This is a genomic window from Sporomusa sphaeroides DSM 2875, from assembly GCF_001941975.2.
In the GTDB taxonomy this organism is placed as follows: Bacteria; Bacillota; Negativicutes; order Sporomusales; family Sporomusaceae; genus Sporomusa; species Sporomusa sphaeroides.
On record NZ_CP146991.1, the window covers coordinates 4,252,615 to 4,278,736 of the forward strand.

The following is a 26,122-nucleotide window of genomic DNA, read 5'->3' on the forward strand; positions in this document are numbered from 1 at the left end:
TATGCCAAATTGACGTTATTTTCCGAAAATACTGCATAATCGCCTCCCTGTCACGCGCAGGTACAACGGTGATTGCCGAACAGGCAGTTCTCCTGACTCCGGTTCATCGCTGTCCCGCGCCTTCCCAGAGCTTGACGCTCCAGTGGCCAATATGCAAGACTACTCCCCGTTACAGTGGCGGGACCGTGCCGGTATTTCACCGGACTTCCCTATTAAGCCCTTGCGGGCACCTGTCCCAAGATATTCTGTTGTTCTGTGGTTTAATCTATGAAGCATAGCTCAGGATTATTACTTTTTCCTATTCCCTCCTTCCCCTCGGCAACGGCAAAAGTTTTCCTACAAACTCTGCATAACTTCACCGCTGCAATGATTTGTCACATTTTCTCAACCCCTGCATTGAAGCCAGCTGCCAACTGTGAGCAATGCAGGGCGACACCAAATTCGTGTCTTTGAGACACGAATTTAGGCATACTTTACCCTTGGTTAGCGGCTTAATAAGGTTAAGTCCGTTATCTAAACTTCTCTTTTATATGCCCCCTTTCTGTAGAACAGACCTCAAGTAGGAAAATTGTTGACAAAACACTTTACTCCCAAATATAGGCACCCCCATTTTCCATTTAAATCATATCATGCCGTCATTTTGCCGTCAATATGCCTTTTCTATTTCTTTTAATATACATTTATTGTAATTACATTTCTATGGAGGGAATTACCGTGTCATCAAATACATCTAAGTTTACACTTCGTATCGATCAACATATACTTGAAAAGTTTCGCTATATTGCTGACAATAATTTCAGAACAGTTAATAAGGAACTAGAAATGATTATAAAAGCTCATATAGCCGCCTATGAGACCAAAAATGGGGCGATTAAGGTTGATTTAAACACAAAATAAATTCCTGCGGCTTTTTCCTTTTAAAGGTATTATCGGCTTATTTTTAACGGAACGTTCACGAGGAATTTAATCCACTGCCTTTAACATTGAAGCCAGCCACCAACTGCGCTATAATGGAGACAATCGTATGTGGAACACACCCCTGTTTTCCGTTCGATTGTCTCCATCAGCAGCAGTTGTTTTGTCGTGGTATCGAGCAACTAGTGTCCTTCAGACACATTCTCGGGCATGCTTTGCCCTTGTTTAGCATCTTACAGCTGTAAGCTTGCTGTTTCGAGTCGCTCTTTTACCTACCTCCTTTCAGTATATAAAAATCAAACAGGAACAATTTGTTCCTATTATATAGGAACATTTAGTTCCTGTCAATATTTTCAGGAGCGTTTTTATGAGTTTTTCGCATCGAATAAAAGAATTAAGACAAAAACATAACGTATCTCAACAAGAATTAGCCGATTTACTAGGAGTGTCCACTCGCGCCTGGAGATTTTACGAATCAGGCGAAAGGGAACCCAATATGGCCAGACTTATTTTACTCGCAGACTATTTCGATGTGTCTCTAGATTATCTGGTCGGTAGATTAGATAAAGCAGAGGATAACTGACGGAAATGTCAGAGACGGGATTATTATTCAAATTCAATGTATCTCTCAATTACTTAGTTGGACGGTCCAATAATCCGTGAAGGCTTGAATAGATAAATACTGAAGCAAGGTACTGTAATTTTTAAAAACCGTCTAAAGCCATTGGATGCTTTAGACGGTTTTTTTACGCAAGCAGAATGCCACATAATATATGTTCCCATAGACTTATTGCATTGACATAACGTGTTAAAACATTGACTACATGGTCCTTTTATCAATTATCATTAGTCTTTAGACTCTATCATCGTAACACACTCGTTATGTGAGCGAAAGTAATACAATAACGCAAGCCTGCCCCACCAGCGAGACTCCTGAAAATTGAGTGTTATATGTATTGACGTTCGTCTCTCGTCATCAAGCACAAAAAAAGATTTATAAATTCGGGATATCTATCTTTATCCTCTTCAAACCATTGCCTAAATATTTTTACGGCTCTTGCCGTATCAAATACGTCGTTTGAAGTAGGCAGACCTATCACTATTTGCCCATTTACCAAAAGTGCCTTTGAACATTCTGAGTTATGCTCGTATTTTGCATTTGTCTCATACAAATCCGAAAGACTATTTCCTAAAACATTTATTTTATTTAACTGAAAGGAGTGGAAATCATCATCAATTATTACTTCTTGCAATGCTGTGTTAAGAAATGCAATTGCTTTATCTTTCTCACCATGTTTTAAGTAGGCAAGTGAAAGGCGGTCTACAATATATTGATTTTTATAATGAATATACACGTTTTCCAAAATATATATCCTATTATGCGGCGGCAACATACTGAAAATCGTAAATATATTCTCACAACCGAATTTATGCTCTGGAACAAGAAAGTATTTTACGAACATATCTTCCACAATATGAGTGGCCTGCTTTATTATCTCTTGCAACTCCTCATCTCTAACCTGACCGTTAAAATGCGAACCTTCACCGCCAATTTTGAAAATCTGTTGAATTTTTCCGGCTATACTTTTATCATAATGCTCTTCAATAATTTTTATCTTTCTACCCCAATTGATACATGAATAATCTTCAGTAGGTTTTAAAAATGGTAGAATTTTGTCCTTTAACAACAAATCAATAATACCTTCAACATACTGCCGTACATTATTTGCACGAACTTTTGCTTTCTGCTCATCATTCATAAATATTTCGAAAACATCTATAAATTTTGTGCTTACAGGCATCAACACTAAGTTTTCCTTTTCCATATTATTTTTCATATTTCACCTGTACCCCCTTCAACTTTCTGTACACTGAAAAATTGAATTTAAACAACCTGTCTTCACTAGCGTCCTCTTTTTATACACAGCCGGAACCAAAATAGTCTTTTTGTTTAATTCAGGTTCTATGTTACCAGGTCATAGATCAATAATAATCGGAAGATATCTTATCAATAATATCAAGTGTGCTATTTGTAATAGTTGCTCCCTCATATGTCACAATGAGTTTTCCCTTGTAAAATTTATCATATATATCCTGCTTTTCAAGCCATCGTTTGTCATAGCTTTCTACCCCCAGCATTCCTAAGTGCTCCCAATACAAGTCTCTTCCATCGGGTAGTGTAATTGTAAAATCAGGTTCAATCCATTTACCTTTCTCGTATTCAAGCTTCTTTTCATACTCATAAGCAATGCTATTCTTGGCAAGAAGGTTAGCAATAATAACCTCCGATTTGCTCCTCACACGATCACCTTTCACAGTAGAGTATATCTTGTTAAGCATATGCTTTTCAACGCCAAGATATCTGCCTATTTCTTGATGAAGCTCGTTTGAAGATGTGTTGTCAGCTATTAGAAATATAAGATAATCAAGTAACGCATGTTTATATTCACGCTTTTCATCTATGGCATTTTGTATATCTTGCATTTTTACATTAGAAATTTCTTGTTCTATAACTTCTACAATCAACCGTCTATCCAATGGCTTAGTTGTAGTAGCCAGACCATTTACAATACCTTTATAAACCTTATTAATAATCGTCTTAACATCGAACTTAGATTTTTTAACAGTAGTAATCAAATTTTTGGTTTTTGTGCTATTTATAATATCTGTAAGAGTTTTATCTTTTACATTTGTAATACTCTTTAAGTCAGAAAACCCCTTACATTCTATTTTCAATACTCCGCTATTTAAGTAATATGATAAGCATTGCTGCACCTCTTCATCCTCAAAGTAAGGCAATGTATGCAGCCCCTCACCCTGTTCGGCAATTTTCTTGTATGTTTTTATGAGTTTCTCAATTGATGGGAATGAACCATCAATAAAATACTTTCGTTTTACATCTATGTTTTTATTGGTATATAGTAAATAAGCGTTAGCAACATTTCCATCTCGTGCGGCTCTTCCGACTTCCTGATAATATTGCTCCACAGATTCCGGTATCATAAAATGAATAACAACCCTAATATCTGGGATATCTATTCCCATGCCAAATGCATTGGTAGCAAATATTACATTGATTTCATTGCTTTTATACCTGTCTATAATCTCCTTTCTTTCCTTGGCTGTCATCTCACCATGGAAGCAAACAGACTTATAACCTTTTTCATTAGATTTATTTGCAAGCTTTTCTACACCACGTTCACTACCAATTCTATAAACATAGATTAGTATCTTCTCATTCTTGTGAATTTTGATAATGTCCCAGAGTTTATCTTCCTTTTCATTCTCGTTGTTAAATTGAAGAACCTTTAATGATATTTCCGATCTCATGAGAAGATTGTCTCTTATAATATTGGATTTATCAATTTTAAACTCCCTACATATATCTACAACTTCCTTAGGATTTAAGGTTGCAGTTAATGCAAGGATTCTAGGTTTTTTATCTCCAGCCTCATTGTATATACAGTTCAAGAAATCCGGTATACGCTTATAGAAAGGCCTGAAACTGGTTCCCCATTGGCTAACACAGTGCACCTCATCAATTGCAAGCATAGTTATTTCCTTTTTACGCTCTCTAATGCAATATTCAAACAGTCCATCTGTTGCAATTTTTTCTGGACTTACGAAGATGAATTTAGGGTTAATAACTTTATTTGCAAAATCCTTTAAAGCTTTTGCTTGCTTTGCTGAATCCATGCCGCCATGAATTGTAAATACTTTAAAGCCTTGCTCCGCAATCTTTTCGGATTGCTCATCAATTAGCGCAATTAATGGAGAAATTACAATTGTTATACCACAGGAAAGTATACCTGACATCCAATATATCAAGGACTTTCCTCCGCCTGTTGGCATGATGCAAAGTGTATTATTTTGCTCAACAACGTTAGATATAACGCTTTTTTGAAACTCTTTCAAAGAGAATTTGCTTGTCAAATTAGGGAAATTACTGCTAAAAGCTTCATCAATATTAAGCATATCCAAGTCCTCCATCTCTTATCTGCTGTTTCAAGAAGGATATCTCATCTTCATGCTGCTCTGCTACAAAAGTCAAAAAAGCATCTACTATTATATAGCGATTTTCCGGATCAAAATAAACACTATTTTCATATGCCTTTTGCTTTAACATTTGGTAAATTTGATGTGCATAAAATATAAATAATTCATATGGATAAAAATAATTCTGTTGCGTAATAGTTTTATCCACATCAATCATTAAAAATTCCGAGTCCTGCTTACAGTCAAAAGTCTTCTTATCAGATAAGTACCAAAGTGCCCATATAGCATCTCTGCTCCTGTTAGGAAATAAAGCAGGATAAGCCTTATAAAGCATATGACTTTTTATACCCCCACCAATAACTCCGTAAACTGTATAGTCATCCGTATCCAAATCACTGACCTTTAAATCTTCATAGCAGTTAATTTGGTCATAGGTATTTTCTTCATAAAAGTTATTGTAATAATCCTCAGCAAAATAGTATAGGTTGCCTACAACTGTAAGCAACTCATTTGAATCGGAAATATTAAAATCCCGCTTATATTTTTCTAACTCTTTAGCAGAGCTAAAGAGGGTATGATGTATTATTGGACATTCCTTTTTCAGTACTGTAGACTTGAAATATTGAGGATCATCCTCATATTCTTTAAGAGATTCCTGGTCAAAGATTGCAATATATTTTTTTCTGTCTTTTTCAAAGTCCTCTGAGGCTTCTACTACGATGTTTTTAAACTTTTTCGCAATATCAACATTCTTTTTTATTTTAACCCTTTGCACCCCTAACTTTTCAGCAATTTTTTGTATCTCTTGCTTTGATACACCGTGGCCAGCTTCGATCATTATAAAGTCATTAAAGTATTCCGGAAATTTGGCCTTAATAACCTCAAGCACTTTTTCTATATGTTTATGTTCATAACAGACGCCCTCTACTGACCGTTCCGCTTGATGCCTATACATTATTTTCCTCCCTTAAATTAATTGACAGTACCATTTCATCCATTTAAAATATATAAGTTTTAACTCCTCAAATTCATTACTTGTGCAATGCTAACCACTTCATTAAGTATGCTCAATTATTATTTGCTGACACTTCAAGTCACTCAGAGTAGAGGAAATTCCTTTCTCATTTATTTTAAGTGGCGTACAATAGGAGGGGCACGGGGACAGCAGGCTGTGTGAAAAGTATTTCCCGAATTTGCAGTCCCCACTTTTCTGTTCAACAGTGCCTAATTTAGGACAAATTCACTTGAAAAACAAGTAGAAATCCGAAGTTTCCCTCCACGTTCAGACTGTTTTGGATAAAGATGACGACTTTTCACACAGCCTGACAGGTTCCTTGTCCCACCGTCCTATTCAAACAAAGGGGCGATCAGCCTATTAGACTGTTTTGCCCCTTAAAAATATTTGCTCTTTTATACTATTGGGAGTTTAGACACAATCAGGGATACACCCGATGTCTAAACCGAATTATTCTGATGATGGAATCGTTCAAGAAGTGCCCTTTGTTCCTCAGTCAGTTCATAATATTTATCATTAAAAACTATTTCTTTTTCATCAATCGAATCGATACACGATGATGCCCATTCTATGTCCTCGAATGTCAATCCATATTTTAGCATCCAAATTTCACTTTCTGTATCAGTACCGAAACGAATATATTTTGCCAACCGCAAAGCGCGTTCATCTTGAGATGATTGATAATATTGATGGAAAATTGCATAGTATATGTCGCTAAGTTTAAATCCTATGAGTTTATCGAGATAATCATAGGTATCATAAATAATCAGGTCGTAATCCACCAATTCGGCTGGAGTATTCCCGAGCAGAGAAAAATTTTGCAGACTCTTATCTGGAATATCGGCATAGCCTCGAAGAAAGTTTGCCTTAAGCTTTGAAATCTCCTCTGCATTTTCTGATGAAGTGCGCTCTTTTTTTCGTGATGCGTAATCGTAGCGATATTGGCAGATCAACTTAAATGTTTTCTTGAAAACACGCCACATCATTATTTTTATAGCTTGGTTAAGGATGTTTTTTTCAGCAATTGTTAATTCGCGCCCACCGAGATACTGACGATATAAACTATGAAAATCACCATATATAGCTTTTCTGGCGTTGTTTTCTTCTTGCTCCCATTTAGGATAGATAGGAAACCCATTATTATCGAACATTAAGTCAAGCAAAGTTGCCACTGTATAGGATATTTCGTCACTCGCCAACTTTTGCACATCAGCATTTGTCAAGTTATACTCGTCATTAAACTGATCTGTTTTTATTGCTTCTTTATATTCCTCGTATTTCTCATCCAGTTTTTCGTCTTCTTTGTCGAGATGAGATTGTTCATCAATTTTCTCTGGCGTTTTGATGAGTATGCGAAATTTACTCATGTTAGGCTGCTTTATAACAACTGCACCGACATCAAAAATACTATGAGAGGTTGAGCGCCCAGCTCGACCAATCAGATTTTTTATTGAAAGTGGAGAACTTGCTAAAAACCTATCAAGATAAACTACATCAAAGGGCATATTTATGCCTTGCTCCAAGGTAGAAGTTGCAAAGCAAATTCGGCAAAAACCTTGTTGGGTAAAATGCTCCAAAATGAGCCTTGCTCGGAGCGGTATTGAACCGTGATGAATAACAATTCCACGCTTTAAACGTTCAAGAATCTTTGAGACATAGTTAGTATTTTTTCCGTTGGTTGCTCCAACATAGTCTTGTAATTGAGCAATAAATTCAAGTGCCGCTGGATTAGTAATTTCACTGCATAGATCAATGTAGTTTTTGAAGTCTTCAAATATTTGATCGTTATAAATATGTGCTTTTGAAACAAAAATGAGAACGCTACCGCCTTCTTTAATTGCTTTTGCTACCGGATCAAAGTTAGCTTTAATCTTTTGTTCTCCTATGAGGGCTTTATCAATACCAAAGTGGTAAAATTCACCCCTAGATTTATCATGTGTGTAAAATATCTGACCTACATTTTTTTGCTCGTAATACAGTGCATCTGCGTTCTCATCAATATCAACGTGATTTTTCTTTAGTTGAGCCTCGGGATTTGCAATAAAAGGATGAGCGAAGACGCACTTAGCGCTAGGAAATGATCTTTGAACACGGCGTACAATACTGTCGAAGTATAATCCTCGGACAGAATCCTCATCGCTCAGTTGTGCTTCATCGAACAAAACAAATCCAATATTGAGCCTGTCTTTTTGTTTGAACAATTCCCTTGCTCGTTCGGGTGTCAATATAAAAATGTTACGTTTTGCGTGTTTCGTGTTAATAATCTCCACGAAAGTTAAAATATTAACATTCTTGCTATCGATTATCTCATGAACCCTATCGTAATACTCATTTATTAAAGCACGGGATGGCACAACCACAACGACATCATAATCAGCATTTTTAATTAACTCCCTAAACACAAATGACTTACCTGTGCTTGTAGGTGCAGAAAAACTAAATGTATGCATAGTTCGAATTTTCTTCAAAATATCAGCTTGAACTGGTGTAAAGTTCGTGCCATAGGTTTCCTTGATATATTCGCCGTAGTTGGCAAAAATTAAACTGACAAAGGAGCTCGGTGTGGGATGTTTAAAATATAGTCCCATCATTTCAATAACATCGTTTTCATGAGTAGCAAAGTATGTAGGCTGGAAAATCTTTAAATATGAAAGAATCTCAAGCACAGTAGTATCAACAGAACCCTCTTTAAATAAACTTTCCTTTGCAACGGAAAGATGCTCATCAAGGTTTGTTCCGTTACGAATTTCAGCTATTACGTTTTTCTTCGTAACTGTCATAGATTCACCGCTACCATAACTATTTCCTCAAACGGCAACAACTTCGAAAAGTCCCCATGAGCGATGATACTTGCAATCATATCATCACTGGATGTTGATTTAGCAGAGAAAGCAATAGCAAATCCTCTGAATCCATCATTAGCTCTAGTCAACGCCGCTGGTGAACAAAAATGTTGAAGTTCGGCAATTTGCATAATGTCTTTTTTCTCATCGATAAATTGAGATACCTGAGCAATAGCAGTCGAATATGCGCTTTGTCGAGAATTATACTTCGCCTCTCCGAAAATAATTGTATCTGTGCCATTATTTTGACTGTGAAAATCAAAACCGGGATTGCCGGATATTTTCATACCAAGTAATTCAGATAAGGGGATATGTAAGTAACTGAGTTGGTTAAGTAATGATTCCCTTGCTAATTCAGACACTACATATTCGCCCGCCTCCTTGGTAACTGTATCATCAGAACAATCATCGAATTTTTTCTGTATGTCAGCAATTGTTTTTTCAGCGCGGGTTTTAAAGCTGTTTTTCATATAATCCGCATCGAAGCGACTAAGCCAAGATAAATCCATAAGAGTTTTCAAGATGTTAGCAAGCGTATTTTGCAGGTTCTCGGGGTCGATGCGAATAAAAGTTATATGACTGTTATCCGTGTGCGGAACAGCCCTCATTTCTATAACCTTCATTGCTCAATACCCCCCCTTTACTTAAAAATGTCGCTTAACAGCAACCATGCTGTGCTTGAGATGTCATCGCTGTATTCTTCAGAACAGATACAGAGTTCACCGCTTTTCTTGTCTGCTCTGACGAATCCGCCTTTTAACGAGTAACGTTCGAGATAATTTCGTAGCGCGATAAATTTAAGAGGCGAGAATTTGTCAATATCTTGGCTGTTTCCGTATTTGTCAAAGCCACCTTTTGTTTCTATAATCCAAATCTCACCATTTACACTAACAACATAATCAGGAAAGAAGACTCGTGGTTTACCAAAAGCATCCGCATAAACAATGGAGAAAAACTCCGAACCTTTATCACCGTTTTTATAAATCCAGTCAACACTTTCAGTCGATTCGCAGAATTTTTCAAACATTTTCTCTGGATCAGAACGTGGTGCTGCAGATGACAAATAACCTTTATAAACATTCTTAGCATATACCCTCTGTGCTTTTTCAGTAGCATCGTATGTAAAATAGCACTCACGTGGTATCCAAAAGTCTTTCTTTGAAATTGTGTCAGAAATCGTTTTTAAATCTAGCATCAATTGAGTTATTAGTTCAGCGGATGCTTCTCGAACAATATTCTTTAAGCGTTCGCGATTGTTGAGAACAAATGCGTATAGTTGACGATTCTCAAGTAATAGAATTTGGCCGCCGTTACGACTCACGCCTCTCACAAATAAACGACGGAAAATGGCATTAAGCGTTTCATATTTCAAACCCACTTTTGCGGCAATTTCAAAAACGATATGGTGATATTCTTGTCCGTGTTTGTGCGTATTTATCGATTCCTGGATGTAGGTAGTGTTGATGTCTTTAAAACTACTGCTTTCACCAGCAGTTATAATAGAACTTTCCTCTGCCACATATTGACGGATAAAATCGGAGAACAAAAAGCCACTTGCCTCAAGTCGTTTTTTGTTCTCTATAGTTCTGGTATCAATATTGTAGTGGCGCATGAAATATGTATAAATCGCCTTGAGTGCTTCTCTTTGATCACGTCCGGAGAAAATAGAAGACACTTGCTCGCTAACTAATTTAATTGATTTTAACTCCTCACGCAAATACAGCGCTGCTGCCTCAAGCGCACCTTTTCCAAGGCTTTGTCTTACGCTCTCTGTAAATTTTTCATCTAAAGTAAACAAATAACAACTATCAAGAAGCGGAGTATCGTAATGTTTTTGCTCAGGCATGCGTCGAATGCGTCCAATAGTCTGAATTTCAAATGTTTCACTCATATGATCACGCAACTTCACAAGGATATGTGCGCGAGGGCAGTCCCAACCTGTAGCGATTGCTTGTTTTATGATAATGGTAATAGGTGCGGCGTAAGGTGCATCAATATCATCTAGGTTTTCATATTTTCCAGAAAGACGAACTGCAAGCAAACCGTTTTCATAGGTGATATGCCTTTCGGCAAACCATCTCTCAACGTTGTCCAGCAAAACATCATTCTTATTTGGCAACTGCACGACTATAAGCGGATTTATGCTTGCTCCTTTCTGTGCAAAAGCAGCATACAGCTTACGTTGCTTTTCAAGAGCTTTTGTGAGTAGGTAATCAATTTGGTCTTCCACCTCATCGCCCTGCTTAATTCCCTCATTGATGACTAAAACCTTTTTTATTAAACCAGCAGCAATTACTTCTGCTTCAGGAACAGTAACCCAAACAGCATCTGTGTAGGTTTTCGGTGTCGCAGAAGCGCGAATAATCTTATCTGTTTTGAAATAGTCGATGATTTCCTTGCCTTTGATAGTGTCACCTTCGTGGCTTTCATCGACAATAATCTTGAAGCATAGGTCGCTGTCAAATGCCCGCTCAATGTGTTCAAGAAAATTGGTGCGTTCCCCTTCTTTCAAGGCATTATTACTTTTTTTGTTGAGTATTTCCCAATTAATGAAGCAGACATCACCAGACTCAAAACCCGCTATCATGACGTCGGCAAGTGTTTTTGTATGCGAACCATAGATGTACTTGTCCATCTTTTTTTTGCTCTGTTCCTCAAGGTCGCCCTTACCTGGAGTAAGCCAAATGAAAACAGTGTTTGAAAACGATTTAAGATATTCATCCATAAAATGCGTGAGAATAATCGTTTTGCCACTACCGGTACAACTTTTCAAGATAATTTCTTTCTTGTCGCTGCCCATCGCATCAAAAAGGTCAGCGATTGCCCTCAGTTGAAATTCTGCTAATTGAATGCCCATCGCTTAACCCTCCAGCTCTTTGTAGTAGTAATCAGGAATTGTAATCACTTCAATATTACGAGACTTGAGTATATCTTCCTGCTCACCTGTCAGCAGGACATCGTGCCCTTTATAAAGTCGTTTGCACTTATCAAATGTTGCGATATTTTCAAAGCATGCATCAATTTCTTCATCTGATAACACAATGGCAATCTCAGCATTTCCTGTAAAACTTACACCGTTTTCCAATTCTACCAGTTCCCTCACATGGCGTAAAAGGTCATCGGCATATTCATAGTACATTTTCTTACTAATTGGGATGAAGTCAATTTTGTAGTATTTGAGAGAGGCCGAATATCCTTCCCGTTCTATTACTCGTTTGATACGTTCATAAGTCACATCTCTACAAATGTTATTTTCGTTGTTTGTGCATAAGATAAAGCGGCGATATCCCTTAGATTTGGCATTTGCTGTCATTACTGCATGACCAGTTGTACCAGATCCTGCAAAAAAATCGAGTATTATATCTCCTTCATTTGAACCAATTTGAATACATTTACTAAGTAAACCCAACGGTTTGGGAAACTGAAATAATTGAGATAAGCCAAGCTCACCCAATTCGACTGTACCGCGCTCGGAAATAACGTCTGTATCAAACCATATAGATTTTGCTTTATAGGTAGACTTGCGATATTTTTCATAAATATTGTATCCACCATCACGCTTTGCTCGAGCAACAAGATTAGACTGTTGAGTGTTGGGTTGAATATTTTCCGATGAAAGTTTTGTTCCCCAGCGCCAACAACTTTCACCGCCAGTTGAATTATACGGTAACACATCTACACTATACCCTTCTGCTTGCACGAGAGAGACAGGGCAAAATCCGTCTTTATCTATACAAGCCGGATTTACATAGAAATGATAAAATAGGTTCGGTCGATTAAATCTGCCAAACTTGGGATTACGATTACGCAACTCACGGACATTATAATTACCAATATCATCAGTGAGATTCAGATCGTTATCATCTTCAGTTTTCTCGATCTCATTAAATTCAGCATCCGGGGATTTTGTATAGATTATAATATATTCATGAGTTTTTGCTATCTGTTTATACGTCTGCCCCCTCTTATTAGACTGAACAATCACCTGAGAGAAGAAATTGTCTGAGCCAAAAACTTCATCACAAAGCAATCGCAAGTGTGATTGTTCATTGTCATCAATGGAAATGAAAATAATACCGTCATCGGCAAGCAATTTTCGCGCTAACTTTAGGCGTTCGCGCATGAACGACAGCCATTTACTATGGATAAATGTATCGGTTTTATCAATCCGTTCGTCATCGTAGGCAAAATCCTTGTTCCCAGTGTTATATGGTGGATCAATATAGATCATCTTAATCTTGCCTTTATGTGTTTTCAACAATAATTGTAATGCCGCAAGATTATCACCCTCAATTAAAAAATGCAGTTGCCCTCCATGATTAATAAATAAATCTTGTTCTTCAATCAGCACAGGCGTATGTATATCGAGAGTTTCATCAATGCTCTCGCGATGTTCCTCAAATACTAAACCATACTTCTTTGACTTAACTTCCTTTTCCAATTCACTGATATACGTAAGCAAAGCTCCCGTATTCTCATCTTGCTGAGCAGAAGCGATATATGTACGGATGGCTTTGATTTTTGTAATCAAATCATCACGTTTTTCTTTTGAAATATTTGTACTCATTCACTTTTCTCCTCTGGCAAAATCTCCATAATATTTTCAATGCCACAATTCTACGACGTAAACTTAAGGCTCGCGGGGACGGTTATCGTGAAGTAAAACTTTCATGTGTTCTACTGTGAAAAATCACTGTCATGGCTGTTCTACCGAGTCATGTGGCTATAAGCTTAGCCTTAACAAGTAACCATCTTCTACCCTTCAACAAAATAATCTGAGTCAATCCTCTCAATCTCATAAATGGTCTCGGCGGCAACACCCACCCCATAGTCTATCTCAATTGCGCCAACTGAAGCCCGTCCATTAATACAATCTGGTTACCGATTCAGTTGGCTACCTCCCAGACCGCAGCCGTAAAAATGGAAGTGGTTATAAAGAGGCCTTATGCGCACCCTTCAGTTGCAGACGCACCGATAAAACCTTGAAGTTCGGGATTGCCCACAGAATTCTTCCATCGTTTAACTTGTACATGGATAACGTCCAGGCCTAAGCGGTCTTCTTTGATAATCCCATCGCTGCCCTCATCCCCGGACTTACCGACGACCTGGGCGTCTTCCCGTGAACCGCCGTAGCCCATTTTGAGCAATAGGTCCATGACCAAACGCTCGAAGAATTTTGGCGACTGATCGTCAATCTGCTGCAGCAGTTCATCCGCCAGAGCGTTCCTTAGCTCCTGATGGTAGTTGTGCAGCATCTCCAGCGGTGTCTTGTCATTGTCATTGTTTTCGTCCACTGGTACGACAACATCATCCTTGGTTCGGGAAAGTTGTCTGAATTCCCGGTACTTAGGATACTAGCTCAACACACATTTATCAATCCGTGATGGCTTTTGCAGAAGCAGCGCCCGTCCCCGCTCGGTAATCCGAAACTTTCCGGCGGCTATCGCTTCAATGAGCAATGCTTTTTTGAGATATGTCCGCACCCAGCCAACACGGTTATAAAAGATGGACTGCGGACCTGACAGTAACTGTCGGGTTCGCTCTTCTTCATCCAGTTGCATATCATCTGCCAACACCTGATGAAGTTCTTTAAACGAATTACCTCCCCATCGGCCAACGCTGTAAAAACAGCAACATAATATCTTTATATGTTGGATAATCATAGCAGAAACCTCCTATAATTGGTCATGCAATCTCATAGTGTTCAGGGAAGCATGTAAACGAAGCTTGCCGGCCAAGCCTCCCTGCTGTGCTTATACCTCAATATATTCCCAGAGAAAGGTCAAAAATCCTGCAATGTTTTGACATATTGCAGGATTTTCGACTAGTATCTGTCATTTTTTAGTGTCCGCAGCGTATCTTGCGAGGCAGGAAAATTAGAAAAAGAATTAAGGCGAAATTTACTCTTTTTTTACCGGGTGTCTGGGACGGTGTCAGGGGGACGGGGTTAGTGACACAACATGCTTTTTGATTGTTGTCGGCAACCCCGTCAGACTGTGCGAAAGCGGCGCTATAAATAGCAAGAAACCAAAAAAGTACCCTGGCTTTAAAACTCAGGCTACTCATTTGTAAAACTATACTGTTTCGGTGTTAATTTAAGAAGCACAAGGGACGTACATTTTGCTTCTACCATGCAAAATCTGAGTTCCCGAGTTCCCCCACCAGAATGCATAAAATCAAGTGTTGCTGCGAAGCAGATCCTGGTTACTTTTTTCACATGCAGTTGTTATCTTTTTTACTACAGGGAAAGGTTCCGATTATTCACGTGTATCTTCCCCTTCGTCATCCTCCCCACCAGTATCAACAGTCAAAAAATCAGTAATCAGACAGCACACATCCCCCTTAGCATCCATTCCCCAAAAGGTTGGATAAACCCCATCGCCGAAACCGCTGGAAAAGACCGCTATATTGCAATCAGAATCAGGAAGCCCTACATTCGCAGTAGAATAGGTATCTACATAACTGTCATCCAAAGCCTTTTCCAAATCAGGCCACATTCCATCCTCAAAACCTTCCGCTAGCTTTTGAAGAGCCTTACAAGCACACTCGTCCATAAAGCCGCCTATCCCACTGTCAACACCATAGCCAAAAAATTCATCATCACCCAACGCTCCTGCCGCTTGCCCTGCAATAAGCGCAAGCTCAAAATGTGCTGGCAGTTCCTTGGTGAAACGGAGTTCTGCAAAAGCCACTCTTTTGTCGGTATCAATGTGGTGAATGTACAATATCACCGGATAGCGGCCTGCCGCTACTGCTCTGGCAAAAGGCTGAGTTTCAAAAAGAACGAGCGGGTCATTTGCCACAATCTTACCTGTAGGAAGATAGATTTCACCCAAAGGCTGTTCTTTGATATATTCATCCCATTTACTTTTTTTGAAAAACTCTGCAGTATGACCTGTGCGTAACGCTTTCATTAATTCGAATTCAGTATCCATAATATTGCCCCCGCACTACCAGTATTTATTCTTAAATTTATCATATATTCCCATCAACTTCACTTCACTACTACATTTTAACACCCCATTGGTACCTACCTATTTCTCATCCTGATAAACCAGGAAGTAGCAAACTCTGCTCTTGCCTGCATAAGCCAAGGAACCCGCCCCTTGACTCTAGATACGGTTATCTCACCTTATTTAAACTCTGCTTTATCTTCCGCGGCTTTTAAGTAACCTTGAGCAGTTGGATATTCGTATACCATTTCATTGCGGTACATAAGCTCAGCCTGCTCCATAATAGTCTTAACGAGCCGCTCTTGTTTATCTGGTGGATATCCAAAGTGTCAAGAGACGGGGTTACTGACATTTTTGTATTTCTTGCATACCTCCTTCGATAAACATACTAAAACACTTTTATGTCGATAACCCCGTTCCCCTGGCACCCTAAACGGTGCAGGATAGATAATTACCAAAGCATTCGCGAATGTTTCGAAGCTTTAGCCGTTCTGCCTTCTGATTGTGCAATCTTTTCGCCTTCACTTGCGATCTGGTCGATTGTAGACATAACTTCTTTAAAGTGATTTAGGTCTATGCATAGTTGTATAGCGGTTCCATGAAACCTATAGTCATTTAGCTTTGCTTTTCCACGAGAACATTCAATTCCATGTTCTCCACTACAAAGCATAAATTTCCCAAATCTCTTACCCAACTCAGAGAGGATGTATAATCCAAAACCAGAGTTAGACCAAATACCATCTTTCTTAACATCCTTGCCGGAAATTCCGGGTTGCAAGCACAAGTTAAGGGCCTGCCTGTCAGTTGTTACTCCGAAATTATCCTTTAACGAGTTTGCTATTCCACATCCATTGTCAATAATTCCTATTTCTACACGAGCATTTTGGCCACTATATTTTTGGCCGCATAACATACATTCATCGATTTCCCCGTGTTCAAAAACATTACGAATAATTTCTCTAAAGCAGTATGCTAAAGCGTCTACTTCCTCAGGCACCGTCGTAATAATTCTAGCAATCTTCACAGCCTCTAATTGAATAAAATACTGTAATGGATGGGTTATTCCGTATTCATCTTCGTATTCAGATTGCTTTTTAAGTAGACAATGTTTACTAATCTTATTAAAAGGAATATATGTCCTACTCCCTTTTGCTTCACCAAGCTCCTTACCTAAATCAAATAAAGCAGTTTTATAAAAACCTATATGACCTAAATAGGAATGAGATTCCTTAAGCTTGGAATAACCACTTATCCATACATCTGTATTAAAATTTTCAACATGATATGCTATTTCATTAGCTAAAACCAAAGATCCAAAGGGAAATGAAAAACTAAGCTTCGATATATCTAGAGTGATATTTTCTTTTTCACTATTTGCCAATATATCAGCAATCTTAAATGCAGTTTTCGTATCTATATTTGTAAGCTTTATTTCTGGCATAACCCCACTCCTAAATAATTAGCTTTTCCACAATAACAGGCGGCAACATCTAACTTTTTTACAAGATGCCAGAGGGCGGGGTTACTGACATTCTCGTATTTTTTGCATATCTTCGGTCAACCATACTAAAATACTTTTATGTTGATAACCCGCCCCATGAAATCCCTTTTATACACTAACCTATAAGATTTCTTAATTCGCGTAATCTTCAAAATACGTTTTATATTTGATGCTTAGCTGACTATCAGGAAATAGAAATGAATACAGATCAATAAAATAATCATCCGTCATACTTGCGATATAATCTACAACAACATCATTAGACTCAATTTGTAAATATCCACGTTCCCTATTTCTATAATAGCTATACAATATCGAATAATTTATATGATGCTTAAATATTGGTGAATCATAGTTTTTTTCGATTACGTCATTTAATAGTTTTTCATATAAATTAAACATCATTGGTTTAATCTTATTATCATACTCATAATCAATATCTGGATCACGATATATTAGTTTATCGTTCTCTTCCTTTAGCTTGCAAAAATCCTCATAAACTTCATCATCGATTTTGAGAAACTTTTGCCCTAAACTATTTTTCACAACATTTGTAATCATGTTTCTTATAATCTCACTATTACTCGTTCCCAATGCTGCACTATGCTTAAATTTTTCTTTTGGATATTTTCTGGTGCGAGCTGCATCTTGCCTATCTTTTCCAACATAGGCAATCATATCACTAATTCTGACTACACATCCTTCAAGTGTACATGGTTTTAAGTGAGCGATTTCTTCTTTATTCGTATAACATGCTTCCATCTTTTTACCAAATTCATTAAAATCATAAATAGGTATTGGTTGGTAATGTGAAAAAGCTTTTTCACCATTATGGCAAAGTATTCCATCCAAAGTTTGTAATGTTAAATTACTATTGGTAATAATTTGGAGGACCCGCACACTATGTACATTATGGTTAAAAAATCGGCCTGTTTTCTCATTATATTTTTCGCTTAGATATTTTTCCCCTACATGCCCAAAAGGAGTATGCCCCATATCATGTCCGATAGCAATTGCCTCAATTAAGTCCAAATTTAGGTTTAACGATTGCCCTATTGTCCTAGCAATTCGTGAAACCAGTTGAACATGCAAACTTCTCCGAGTAATATCATCATTTTTATAAAAAGAAAAGACTTGCGTTTTATCTGTATACCGATTATAAAAAATATTGTGTAATATTCTATCAACATCAATAGTAAAATTTGATCTGCAAAAATCCTCAGAGTTCTTTCGTGGATACTTTATTACAAAATCCGAATCTTTCGTTGCAAACCTCGATAAATTCATATTTCGCATTTCTTTTTGTTTTTCAAGTAACTCAAGTTGCCAATCTTCAAATTTAAAAAAATTATTCATTGCTCCCTCCTGTGTGTGTCATGAAATAATTAAAGAAGCTACAAAACAGCTGTGTTGTTTATCATTTTATATTCCCGTAAAAAGACAAAAAGCCTGCCAAATTATACAAATTAGGCAAATTTTTGCCTTTAAATCGGGTGTCAGGGGTTAGTAACACAACATGCTTTTTGATTTTCGTCGGCATCCCGTCAGACTGTGCGAAAGCGGCGCTATAAATAGCAAGAAACAAAAAAGTACCCTGGCTTTAAAACTCAGGCTACTCATTTGTAAAACTATACTATTTTTGTATTAATTGTCTTTTTTTATATAAACTTTCGATATAGGCAATAGCCTTTTTAAAATCCAATTTTCTGTTCCTCCTTATGCCAAGATAGATAATCCTGAAAGGATTACTGTCTTGCGACCAAAACGGTCCGATATTGGTCCGTAAAAGAGGCAGCCAATCGCAAATCAAAAAGAAAATGAGCTACTAGTCCAGGCTGTCTGTGTCGGCGTAACTTTAAAAGTCTCTGTAAAGATTGAGATCAAGGGAACAGTAATGTAAAGACAACACAGTCCCCTTGATGCACCAGGACAGGATAATAGGCTGTGCGAAGGATAAATTTCTGGATACACTGGGACAAGGAACCTGTCCCCTGTCCCGAAAATACAGCATTTACGCGTCAGGCCTAATAAAATTAGCCAAAATATAATATAATGCATCTAAGAGCAGAAAAAGCAGATTGCGAGGTGCCTTGATGGAATATATCAGGATAGCAACAATAGAGGACGAATTTGAAGCCCAAATTCTGACGTCAATTTTAGCGGAGCGTCAGATTAAACATTATCTCAAATCTTTTCATGACAGTGCCTATGACGGTCTCTTTCAAAAAAATTATGGTTGGGGAGCGCTATTTGCCCCTAAGGACAATGAACAGGAAATACTGGAAATCATAGAGGATATTAGAAAATCAGTGTAGTGAGTCCGGCTAGACCGCTGGCTTTACGGAGGCAACGGTAAGGGACAAGGCAAGAGGCCAGTGGTATGCAACCACTGGCCTCTTGCCTTGTCTTTATTACCAGCGGCGTATCAGTAAGTCATTTTAGTTATGATTTGCTGCAATTCACGGATCGCCTGATTGAGCCGCAGCACATCCTGGTCCTCTAAACACTCAATTTTCTTCGCTAACAGCAGTAGTGTTTTTTCTTTGACGTTCTCGCACATGCTCAAGCCGGATGGGGTCATGCTTATGCGGATAATTCTCCTGTCGATGTTATCATATTCTCGCTGGACAAAGCCTTCTGCAACCAGTTTATCAATAATCGGTGTCATCTGCTGCTTGGACATAAGCATTGCCTGGGAGAGTTCTGTCATTGTGGCTTTTTTCTCTCTCAGAATTGCCAGGACATGAACCTGGGTCGAACTAAGAATTGTTTTAAATTGTTGTTCAACCGGCCGCACAAACTCCTTATCAAGGAGCGGAATTAAATGAAATAGCATTTCAGCGGTTTTTACGCGATCCAAAGCAAGCACTCCTTAGTTGTTATTGACAGTCTATCGTAAATACCTTAACATATATGTATAGTAAATTTTTATTTACTATACATATATGTTAAATATAATTAACTGTTAATAGTATATTAATATTTATACTATATCATGAGTACTGTTGCAAGCCAAGCTCGCAGGCCACACTTCGCTGGCGCTGCCGGCAATCCCTGGTATTCACAAGCAGAATAAATTTTTCAGGAGGTTTTTGTATGAAGAAATGCCTGCGCTATTTTCTGGCCATTATCCCTGTCACCATGCTTATGACCTTAGCTCAGCCGGTATTAGCTGCGGCGGTGGAGTTATCGGTAGCAGACAGTATCGCCCTGGCCTTACAGAATAACCATGAACTCAAATATGCACAATCGGCCAGGGAAAAAGCGTATTGGGCCATGCAAGCGGCACGGAGCAGCAAGGGACTTTCCCTCGATTTTACCCACACCGACCAGCGCTACAACACGCCGCCGGCGGCGACCGGAACCTCTACATATGAATATACGTCAGATTTTACAAACCAGCTTGTTCTCACCTTGCCGCTGTATTCGGGCGGGAAGCTGGAGAAGCAAATAAAACAGGCGGCGCTTGAACATACGGTGGCGGACCTGGAGGTGGAAGCAGCCAAGCAACAGCTGAAGCTGACTGTGGTGTCGAATTACCTTGCCGTGCTGGAATACCGCAATGAAGTGCGGGTGAATCAGGAGACAGTCAGGAATTATGAAGAACACCTGCAGCTGGTTAAAAATAAATACGACCTGGGCCTGGTAGCGAAGACCGATGTGTTGTCAAGCCAGGTGGATCTGGCCGGTGCTCAGGATAATCTGGTAAAAGCCCAAAATAATTATACCAATGCTGCAGCCGCCCTGAACAATGCGATCGGGTTGCCCCATGCGGCCGAGGTTACGCTAAAAGATGAGTTTGCATACGAAAAATATCCCCGGACGCTGGCGGAATGCCTGCAGTATGCTATCGAGCACCGGCCCGAATTGGAGCAATATGAGGCCCAAATCGCCAGTGCCAATTATGCTGTGGATATTGCCAAAAGCGACCGGCGCCCGACAGTTAATCTGACGGCCGAACAAGGCTGGTATGACAGCCATTTTATCGGCGCGAAAAACAGCAACTGGTTAGTGAAGTTAACCACATCGCTCAATCTGTTTGATACCGGTTTAACCAGTGCTAACATCAATCAAGCCCGGCATAATGCGGCTATGGTGCTGGATAAGGCCGAGCAGCAGCGGGATACGATCCTGCTGAATGTACGCGAGTATTATCTGAGCATGCAGGAAGCCGAAAAGCGGATTGATTCTAATAAGGTATCTGTCAATTATGCCGCCGAAAGTCTAATGATCCAGAAAGCCCGCTATGAGGCCGGGGTTGGCACCAACCTGGATCTGCGCGATGCCGTGTTGTCACTGGACTCGGCGCAAAAGGATTACATCCAGGCCTTGTATGATTATAATCTGAACAAAGTTAAGCTGGAACAGGCCATGGGCTTGCCGGTGCAATAACAGGGAGATGGGAGGAAGACTATTGCGTATCAGGAATTCAAAGAAATTATACTTTGGCTTGCTGGCAGCCGCTGTGCTGCTTAGCCTAGCCGTGGCGCGCAGCGGCATATTGTCCGGACCGCAGGTGAGCACAGTCTCGCCGGCGGTCGTGGTAAAGGCGATGCAGGTGGTAACGCGGGATACCCCTGTCAGCCGGGAGTTTGTGGGCCAGGTTAAAGCCAAGAGTGAAGTAAAAATTATGTCAAAGGTAGCCGGGAATGTTGTGGAAAAAATGGTGAACGGCGGCGATACGGTCTATAAGGGGCAGCCTTTGTTCCGGATCGATAATAAGCAATACCTCTCAACCATTCATTCGGCCCGGGCCGCGTTGCTAAAATCGCAGGCAACCCTTAATAATACGCAAAAAGACGTAGTGCGCTATCAGAAGCTGGCCGCGTTAAACGGGGTTGCCCAGCAAACGGTTGATGCCTATGTGGCTCAGGCTGAAGAAGAAGCGGCCACGGTGGAGGTCAGCCGGGCCGCCTTGCAGCAGGCCATCCAGGATGAGCAGGATACCTTGATTGTTTCACCGGTTGACGGCCGCATTGATGTAAATGACGTAAGCCTCGGATATTATGTAGCTGCCGGTTCAACAATAATGGCTACTGTTTCTTCCATCAACCCGGTTTGGGTGCAGTTCAGCATGAGCGAAACCGAATACCTGAGCTATCTCCGCAACGGCAATGGTTCCCTGCCGGCCAGCTTTAAGGAGCATCTGCAGTTGGTATTAAGCGATGGAACGGAGTATCCACTCATTGGCCGGATGGAGCAAATCGACCGGGGGATTGACAGTACGACAGGCACGATTACCATCAAAGCCAGCTTTGACAACCCACAAAACTACTTGCTGCCAGGTATGTTCGCCCGGGTGGTCGCGCAGGAAGCTGTGCGGCAGGGGGCGTTGCTGATCCCGCAGAAAGCGGTCAAGGAAGTGCTGGATAATGCCTTTGTCATTGTCGTAACCGACGATAACAAAGCCGAAAGCCGGCAAGTGAAGCTGGGCGACAGGATCGGCGATATGTGGCTGGTGGAAGAAGGCCTTAGCGGCACAGACCGGATTGTTGTGGAGGGGATCGACAAGGTAAGGCAGGGCAATGCAATGCAGGTCACAATGATAGAGCCGGATGCACAAACTCCGGCCCGGCAATAGGGGGCGTTGGTATATGGCTGACTTTTTTATCAAGCGCCCGATCTTCGCCATCGTGTTGTCGATCATTATTACCTTATTGGGCACAACTGCCGCCTTTACCCTGCCGGTAGCGCAATACCCGCAGATTTCTCCGCCGACAATCTCAGTCAGTACCTCCTACCAGGGGGCAAATGCCGATGTTGTCGATCAAACCGTGGCCCAGGTCATTGAAGAGCAAATCAACGGTGTTGAGGACATGGTATATATGTCTTCCACCAGTACCGACTCCGGCTCCTATTCGCTGAGCATTCAATTTGAGACCGAAAAAGACTCGGATACGGCGGCGGTACAAGCCCAGAACCGTGTAGCGCAAGCCACCGCCTCTTTGCCCGGTGCGGTGCAGACCGCCGGGGTTACGACCCGTAAAGCCTCGCAGGATATGTCACTGATTTTTACGCTCTGGTCGCCGACAGACAGTTATGATGCCAATTTCTTAAAAAACTATGGCAGTATTTATCTGATTGATGATATCAAACGGGTCAAGGGTGTCGGTGAAGTATCGGCCTTTGGCTCGGACTACAGCATGCGGATATGGCTGCAGCCGGAAAAAATGGCGCAGTTGGGGATCTCAGCCGGTGAAGTGACGACCGCGATTGAAGCGCAAAATGTGCAGGCCGCAGCCGGCGCTTTTGGTAAAATGCCGACGCCGTCCGCGCAGCAGTTCCAGTATACGGCCAAGGTCAAAGGCCGCCTCACGAACGAGAAAGAGTTTGAAAATATTATTGTTCGTTCCCAGTCAGACGCTTCCTTCGTCCGTCTTAAGGATATTGCCCGGGTGGAGCTGGGCAGCAAAGAATATGATTTTAACAGTTTAATGAACGGTAAGGTGGCGGCCGGGTTTGCTGTTAAGCTGACCAGTGACGCCAATGCCCTGGAGACCATCGGCAAGGTAAAAACGGTGCTGGCTCAGGCCGCAAAGAATTTTCCCGGCGATATGGAATACAAAATTGTTGTTGACAATACCGAGTTTGTGCGCGAATCCATGCAGGAGGTGGTTAAGACCTTTGCCGAGGCTCTGCTGCTGGTTTTGATTGTGGTGTTTATTTTCCTGCAGAGCTGGCGGGCCACGCTGATTCCCCTGCTGGCCATTCCGGTATCCCTGCTGGGTACCTTTGCCGCCTTTAGCGTACTGGGCTTTACCATTAATACGCTGACGTTGTTTGCGATGGTGCTGGCTATCGGGCTGGTTGTGGATGATGCGATTGTTGTCATTGAGGCTGTCGAATATCATATGCGCTATTCCGGGCTGTCCCCGCTGGACGCCACCAGACGGGCCATGAGCGAGGTATCGGGTCCGGTGGTCGCGATTGCGTTCGTATTGGCGTCAGTCTTTATTCCGGTGGCTTTTTTCGGCGGCACCACAGGGATTTTATACAAGCAATTTGCGTTAACCATTGTGGTGTCGATGGCCTTGTCGGCCGTTGTTGCCTTGTCATTGACACCGGCCCTGTGCGTGCTGCTGCTCAAGCCCCATGCGCCCCAGGCCCACAGTGGAACATTGGCCGGATTTTTCCGGGCTTTCAATCATTGGTTTGAACGCGGCATTGCCCGGTATGGGCATGGGCTTGACCGGCTTATTCCTAAAGCCCGCCTGTGCCTGGTGCTGCTGGCCGTCTTACTCATCCTGACCGGCGGGTTGTATAAGGTGGTGCCGTCTTCCTTTGTGCCTGATGAGGATCAGGGCTTCTATATAACGTCCGTCACATTGCCGGAAGCGTCCAGCCTGAACCGGACGATTGAGGTGATGCGGCAATTTACCGGGCAGGTAAGTAGCCAGCCGGGGGTTCTTAACATCATGTCGTTATCAGGCATGGATATATTGGGGGGCGGCACCAAGACCAATGCCGGAGCGATGTTTATTTCCCTGGCTCCCTGGGACGAGCGGCAAACACCTGAATTACAGGTAAAAGCCGAAATAAGCCGGACCCTGCTGAGCGGAGCCCAGTTTCCGGAAGGCTCGGTCGTTGCCTTTGCTCCCTCCGGTTTGCCGGGGCTGGGAATGGTCGGCGGCTTTACTTTGATGCTGGAGGACCGGAGCGGCGGTTCTTTAGCCGAGCTTGACAGCATGGCTCAGGCATTCGTGGCGGCGGCCCAAGAACGGCCGGAGATCGGCTCGATTACCTCTACTTTTAAAGCCAATACGCCCAGCTATGAATTTGAGGTCGACCGGGAAAAAGCGGAACAGCTGGGGGTGGCAGTTGATGATGTGTTTACTGCCTTGCAGGTATTTCTGGGCGGCGCCCAGGTCAATGATTTTAATAAATTTGGCCGGGCCTACAAGGTTACCGTCCAGGCCGAGCCGTCATTCCGCAGTGATGTGGAGGCAACACGCTATCTTTATGTAAAAAGCTCCAACAATACAATGGTGCCGCTCAATACTCTCCTCAAGCCGAAAAAACTGAATGCGCCAACAGTCATCACCCGGTTTAATGGGGTAAAGGCGGTTCAAATCAGCGGCACCCAGGCGGCAGGGTACAGCTCCGGCCAGGCCATGACGGCCCTGGAAACGGTGGCGGAGCAAACCTTAACCAATGGCTATACCTATGAATGGTCCGGGCAAAGCCGGGAGGAAAAACTCTCCGGTTCCCGCGCCCTGGTTGTGTTTGGGATGGCTATCGTTTTTGTCTTTTTATGCCTGGCTGCTCTATATGAGAGCTGGAGCGTGCCCTTTGCCGTGCTGCTTTCTGTGCCAACCGGGGTCTTTGGCGCCTTCCTGTTTCAGTATGTGGGCAATTTGGAAAACAGTGTATACATGCAGATTGGCTTGATAATGCTGATCGGGTTGGCGGCAAAAAATGCGATCCTGATTGTTGAGTTTGCCAAAGTCCGGGTCGACAAGGGCATGAACCCGGTTAAGGCGGCTATTGAGGCGGCCCAAACTCGCCTGCGGCCAATTTTAATGACTTCACTGGCCTTTATTATCGGCTGCATCCCATTAGCGGTGGCGACAGGGGCTGGCGCCGGCGCCAGGAATTCTATGGGTACAGCCGTCGTAGGCGGAATGTTTACCGCGACCGTACTGGGCATATTCTTAATCCCGGTTCTGTTTGTTGTGGTCGAAACGCTCTCTCAAAAATGCGGCAGCAAGGGTTCTGATTCTTCCGCCGCAAAGGGATAAAAAACGCAAAACAGCCCCTCTTTTTTTGAATGAATTAAGTAAAAAGGAGCAGAGCGCTTCGCTCTACTCCTTTTTACTGTTTTAACCAGGAAGCTTCCAGAACCTGCTAACGGTCAATCAGCAGAAGCAACGGGACATTCAGAAACCACTGATATATCCAT

At 41.3% G+C, this 26,122-nt stretch carries 19 protein-coding genes and 1 riboswitch; of the genes, 6 read left to right on the forward strand and 13 right to left on the reverse strand.

What is annotated here, in order from left to right:
- Positions 1-65: 65 nt before the first annotated feature.
- Positions 66-249, reverse strand: a riboswitch (cobalamin riboswitch).
- A gap of 465 nt (positions 250-714) precedes the next feature.
- Both SPSPH_RS19590 and SPSPH_RS19595 read left to right on the forward strand, forming a co-directional pair.
- On the forward strand, positions 715-897 hold the full coding sequence (locus tag SPSPH_RS19590) for an Arc family DNA-binding protein (RefSeq protein ID WP_233139190.1): 183 nt from the start codon (positions 715-717) through the stop codon (positions 895-897).
- A gap of 385 nt (positions 898-1,282) precedes the next feature.
- Positions 1,283-1,498 (forward strand): helix-turn-helix domain-containing protein, encoded by a 216-nt coding sequence (locus tag SPSPH_RS19595; protein WP_075757671.1) that lies wholly within the window; start codon positions 1,283-1,285, stop codon positions 1,496-1,498.
- Between the two features lie 364 nt (positions 1,499-1,862).
- Here the strand turns inward: SPSPH_RS19595 and SPSPH_RS19600 are convergent, their stop codons facing one another.
- The 12 genes from SPSPH_RS19600 to SPSPH_RS19655 all read right to left on the reverse strand — a co-directional run bounded on the left by SPSPH_RS19600 (position 1,863) and on the right by SPSPH_RS19655 (position 18,579).
- On the reverse strand, positions 1,863-2,753 hold the full coding sequence (locus SPSPH_RS19600) for a hypothetical protein (RefSeq protein ID WP_075757670.1): 891 nt from the start codon (positions 2,751-2,753) through the stop codon (positions 1,863-1,865).
- 145 nt (positions 2,754-2,898) lie between these two features.
- A complete protein-coding gene (locus SPSPH_RS19605; protein WP_198931029.1) occupies positions 2,899-4,890 on the reverse strand; it encodes a RecQ family ATP-dependent DNA helicase in 1,992 nt (663 codons plus the stop codon).
- Entirely contained in the window at positions 4,883-5,866 is a 984-nt protein-coding gene (locus SPSPH_RS19610; protein ID WP_075757669.1) for a hypothetical protein, read from the reverse strand. Before SPSPH_RS19610 ends, SPSPH_RS19605 begins: the two co-directional genes overlap by 8 nt.
- Positions 5,867-6,366: 500 nt before the next feature.
- A complete protein-coding gene (locus SPSPH_RS19615; RefSeq protein ID WP_075757668.1) occupies positions 6,367-8,706 on the reverse strand; it encodes a DEAD/DEAH box helicase in 2,340 nt (779 codons plus the stop codon).
- Positions 8,703-9,392: a hypothetical protein gene (locus SPSPH_RS19620; protein WP_075757667.1), complete on the reverse strand. Its 690-nt coding sequence runs from the start codon at positions 9,390-9,392 to the stop codon at positions 8,703-8,705. The genes SPSPH_RS19615 and SPSPH_RS19620 overlap by 4 nt, the downstream gene beginning before the upstream one ends.
- 17 nt (positions 9,393-9,409) lie before the next feature.
- Positions 9,410-11,626 carry a DEAD/DEAH box helicase gene (locus SPSPH_RS19625; protein WP_075757666.1) on the reverse strand — a complete coding sequence of 739 codons (2,217 nt, stop codon included), beginning with the start codon at positions 11,624-11,626 and terminating at the stop codon, positions 9,410-9,412.
- 3 nt (positions 11,627-11,629) lie between these two features.
- Positions 11,630-13,336 carry a site-specific DNA-methyltransferase gene (locus tag SPSPH_RS19630; protein WP_075757665.1) on the reverse strand — a complete coding sequence of 569 codons (1,707 nt, stop codon included), beginning with the start codon at positions 13,334-13,336 and terminating at the stop codon, positions 11,630-11,632.
- 376 nt (positions 13,337-13,712) lie between these two features.
- Positions 13,713-14,063, reverse strand: coding sequence for a restriction endonuclease (locus SPSPH_RS19635; protein ID WP_198931027.1), 351 nt, complete (start codon positions 14,061-14,063; stop codon positions 13,713-13,715).
- Between the two features lie 60 nt (positions 14,064-14,123).
- On the reverse strand, positions 14,124-14,432 hold the full coding sequence (locus tag SPSPH_RS19640) for a winged helix-turn-helix domain-containing protein (RefSeq protein WP_198931025.1): 309 nt from the start codon (positions 14,430-14,432) through the stop codon (positions 14,124-14,126).
- A 594-nt stretch (positions 14,433-15,026) separates the two neighbouring features.
- Positions 15,027-15,704 carry a DUF4241 domain-containing protein gene (locus SPSPH_RS19645; protein WP_075757664.1) on the reverse strand — a complete coding sequence of 226 codons (678 nt, stop codon included), beginning with the start codon at positions 15,702-15,704 and terminating at the stop codon, positions 15,027-15,029.
- A gap of 469 nt (positions 15,705-16,173) precedes the next feature.
- On the reverse strand, positions 16,174-17,163 hold the full coding sequence (locus SPSPH_RS19650) for an ATP-binding protein (protein WP_075757663.1): 990 nt from the start codon (positions 17,161-17,163) through the stop codon (positions 16,174-16,176).
- A gap of 192 nt (positions 17,164-17,355) precedes the next feature.
- Entirely contained in the window at positions 17,356-18,579 is a 1,224-nt protein-coding gene (locus SPSPH_RS19655; RefSeq protein ID WP_075757662.1) for a deoxyguanosinetriphosphate triphosphohydrolase family protein, read from the reverse strand.
- A gap of 737 nt (positions 18,580-19,316) precedes the next feature.
- Here SPSPH_RS19655 and SPSPH_RS19660 point away from each other — a divergent pair.
- The gene (locus tag SPSPH_RS19660) at positions 19,317-19,538 is read left to right on the forward strand and encodes a hypothetical protein (protein ID WP_075757661.1); all 222 of its coding nucleotides are present in this window, start codon (positions 19,317-19,319) and stop codon (positions 19,536-19,538) included.
- Positions 19,539-19,648: 110 nt separating this feature from the next.
- Here the strand turns inward: SPSPH_RS19660 and SPSPH_RS19665 are convergent, their stop codons facing one another.
- Positions 19,649-20,083, reverse strand: a complete 435-nt coding sequence (locus tag SPSPH_RS19665) for a MarR family winged helix-turn-helix transcriptional regulator (protein WP_233139189.1) — start codon at positions 20,081-20,083, stop codon at positions 19,649-19,651.
- A 236-nt stretch (positions 20,084-20,319) separates the two neighbouring features.
- Between SPSPH_RS19665 and SPSPH_RS19670 the strand changes: the two genes are divergently transcribed.
- The 3 genes from SPSPH_RS19670 to SPSPH_RS19680 are packed head-to-tail and all read left to right on the forward strand — an operon-like array spanning position 20,320 to position 25,961.
- Entirely contained in the window at positions 20,320-21,615 is a 1,296-nt protein-coding gene (locus SPSPH_RS19670; RefSeq protein WP_075757660.1) for a TolC family protein, read from the forward strand.
- Positions 21,616-21,637: 22 nt separating this feature from the next.
- The gene (locus tag SPSPH_RS19675; protein WP_075757659.1) at positions 21,638-22,804 is read left to right on the forward strand and encodes an efflux RND transporter periplasmic adaptor subunit; all 1,167 of its coding nucleotides are present in this window, start codon (positions 21,638-21,640) and stop codon (positions 22,802-22,804) included.
- 13 nt (positions 22,805-22,817) lie between these two features.
- A complete protein-coding gene (locus SPSPH_RS19680) occupies positions 22,818-25,961 on the forward strand; it encodes an efflux RND transporter permease subunit (protein WP_075757658.1) in 3,144 nt (1,047 codons plus the stop codon).
- Positions 25,962-26,122 lie beyond the last annotated feature (161 nt).

Bases quoted from the DNA above. Each gene is read 5' to 3' on its own strand.
- SPSPH_RS19615 (WP_075757668.1), bottom strand. From the start codon at position 8,706: ATGACAGTTACGAAGAAAAACGTAATAGCTGAAATTCGTAACGGAACA.
- SPSPH_RS19645 (WP_075757664.1), bottom strand. From the start codon at position 15,704: ATGGATACTGAATTCGAATTAATGAAAGCGTTACGCACAGGTCATACT.
- SPSPH_RS19670 (WP_075757660.1), top strand. From the start codon at position 20,320: ATGAAGAAATGCCTGCGCTATTTTCTGGCCATTATCCCTGTCACCATG.
- SPSPH_RS19600 (WP_075757670.1), bottom strand. From the start codon at position 2,753: ATGAAAAATAATATGGAAAAGGAAAACTTAGTGTTGATGCCTGTAAGC.
- SPSPH_RS19620 (WP_075757667.1), bottom strand. From the start codon at position 9,392: ATGAAGGTTATAGAAATGAGGGCTGTTCCGCACACGGATAACAGTCAT.
- SPSPH_RS19610 (WP_075757669.1), bottom strand. From the start codon at position 5,866: ATGTATAGGCATCAAGCGGAACGGTCAGTAGAGGGCGTCTGTTATGAA.
- SPSPH_RS19630 (WP_075757665.1), bottom strand. From the start codon at position 13,336: ATGAGTACAAATATTTCAAAAGAAAAACGTGATGATTTGATTACAAAA.
- SPSPH_RS19650 (WP_075757663.1), bottom strand. From the start codon at position 17,163: ATGCCAGAAATAAAGCTTACAAATATAGATACGAAAACTGCATTTAAG.
- SPSPH_RS19595 (WP_075757671.1), top strand. From the start codon at position 1,283: ATGAGTTTTTCGCATCGAATAAAAGAATTAAGACAAAAACATAACGTA.
- SPSPH_RS19605 (WP_198931029.1), bottom strand. From the start codon at position 4,890: ATGCTTAATATTGATGAAGCTTTTAGCAGTAATTTCCCTAATTTGACA.
- SPSPH_RS19625 (WP_075757666.1), bottom strand. From the start codon at position 11,626: ATGGGCATTCAATTAGCAGAATTTCAACTGAGGGCAATCGCTGACCTT.
- SPSPH_RS19640 (WP_198931025.1), bottom strand. From the start codon at position 14,432: ATGATTATCCAACATATAAAGATATTATGTTGCTGTTTTTACAGCGTT.
- SPSPH_RS19655 (WP_075757662.1), bottom strand. From the start codon at position 18,579: ATGAATAATTTTTTTAAATTTGAAGATTGGCAACTTGAGTTACTTGAA.
- SPSPH_RS19680 (WP_075757658.1), top strand. From the start codon at position 22,818: ATGGCTGACTTTTTTATCAAGCGCCCGATCTTCGCCATCGTGTTGTCG.
- SPSPH_RS19660 (WP_075757661.1), top strand. From the start codon at position 19,317: ATGGAATATATCAGGATAGCAACAATAGAGGACGAATTTGAAGCCCAA.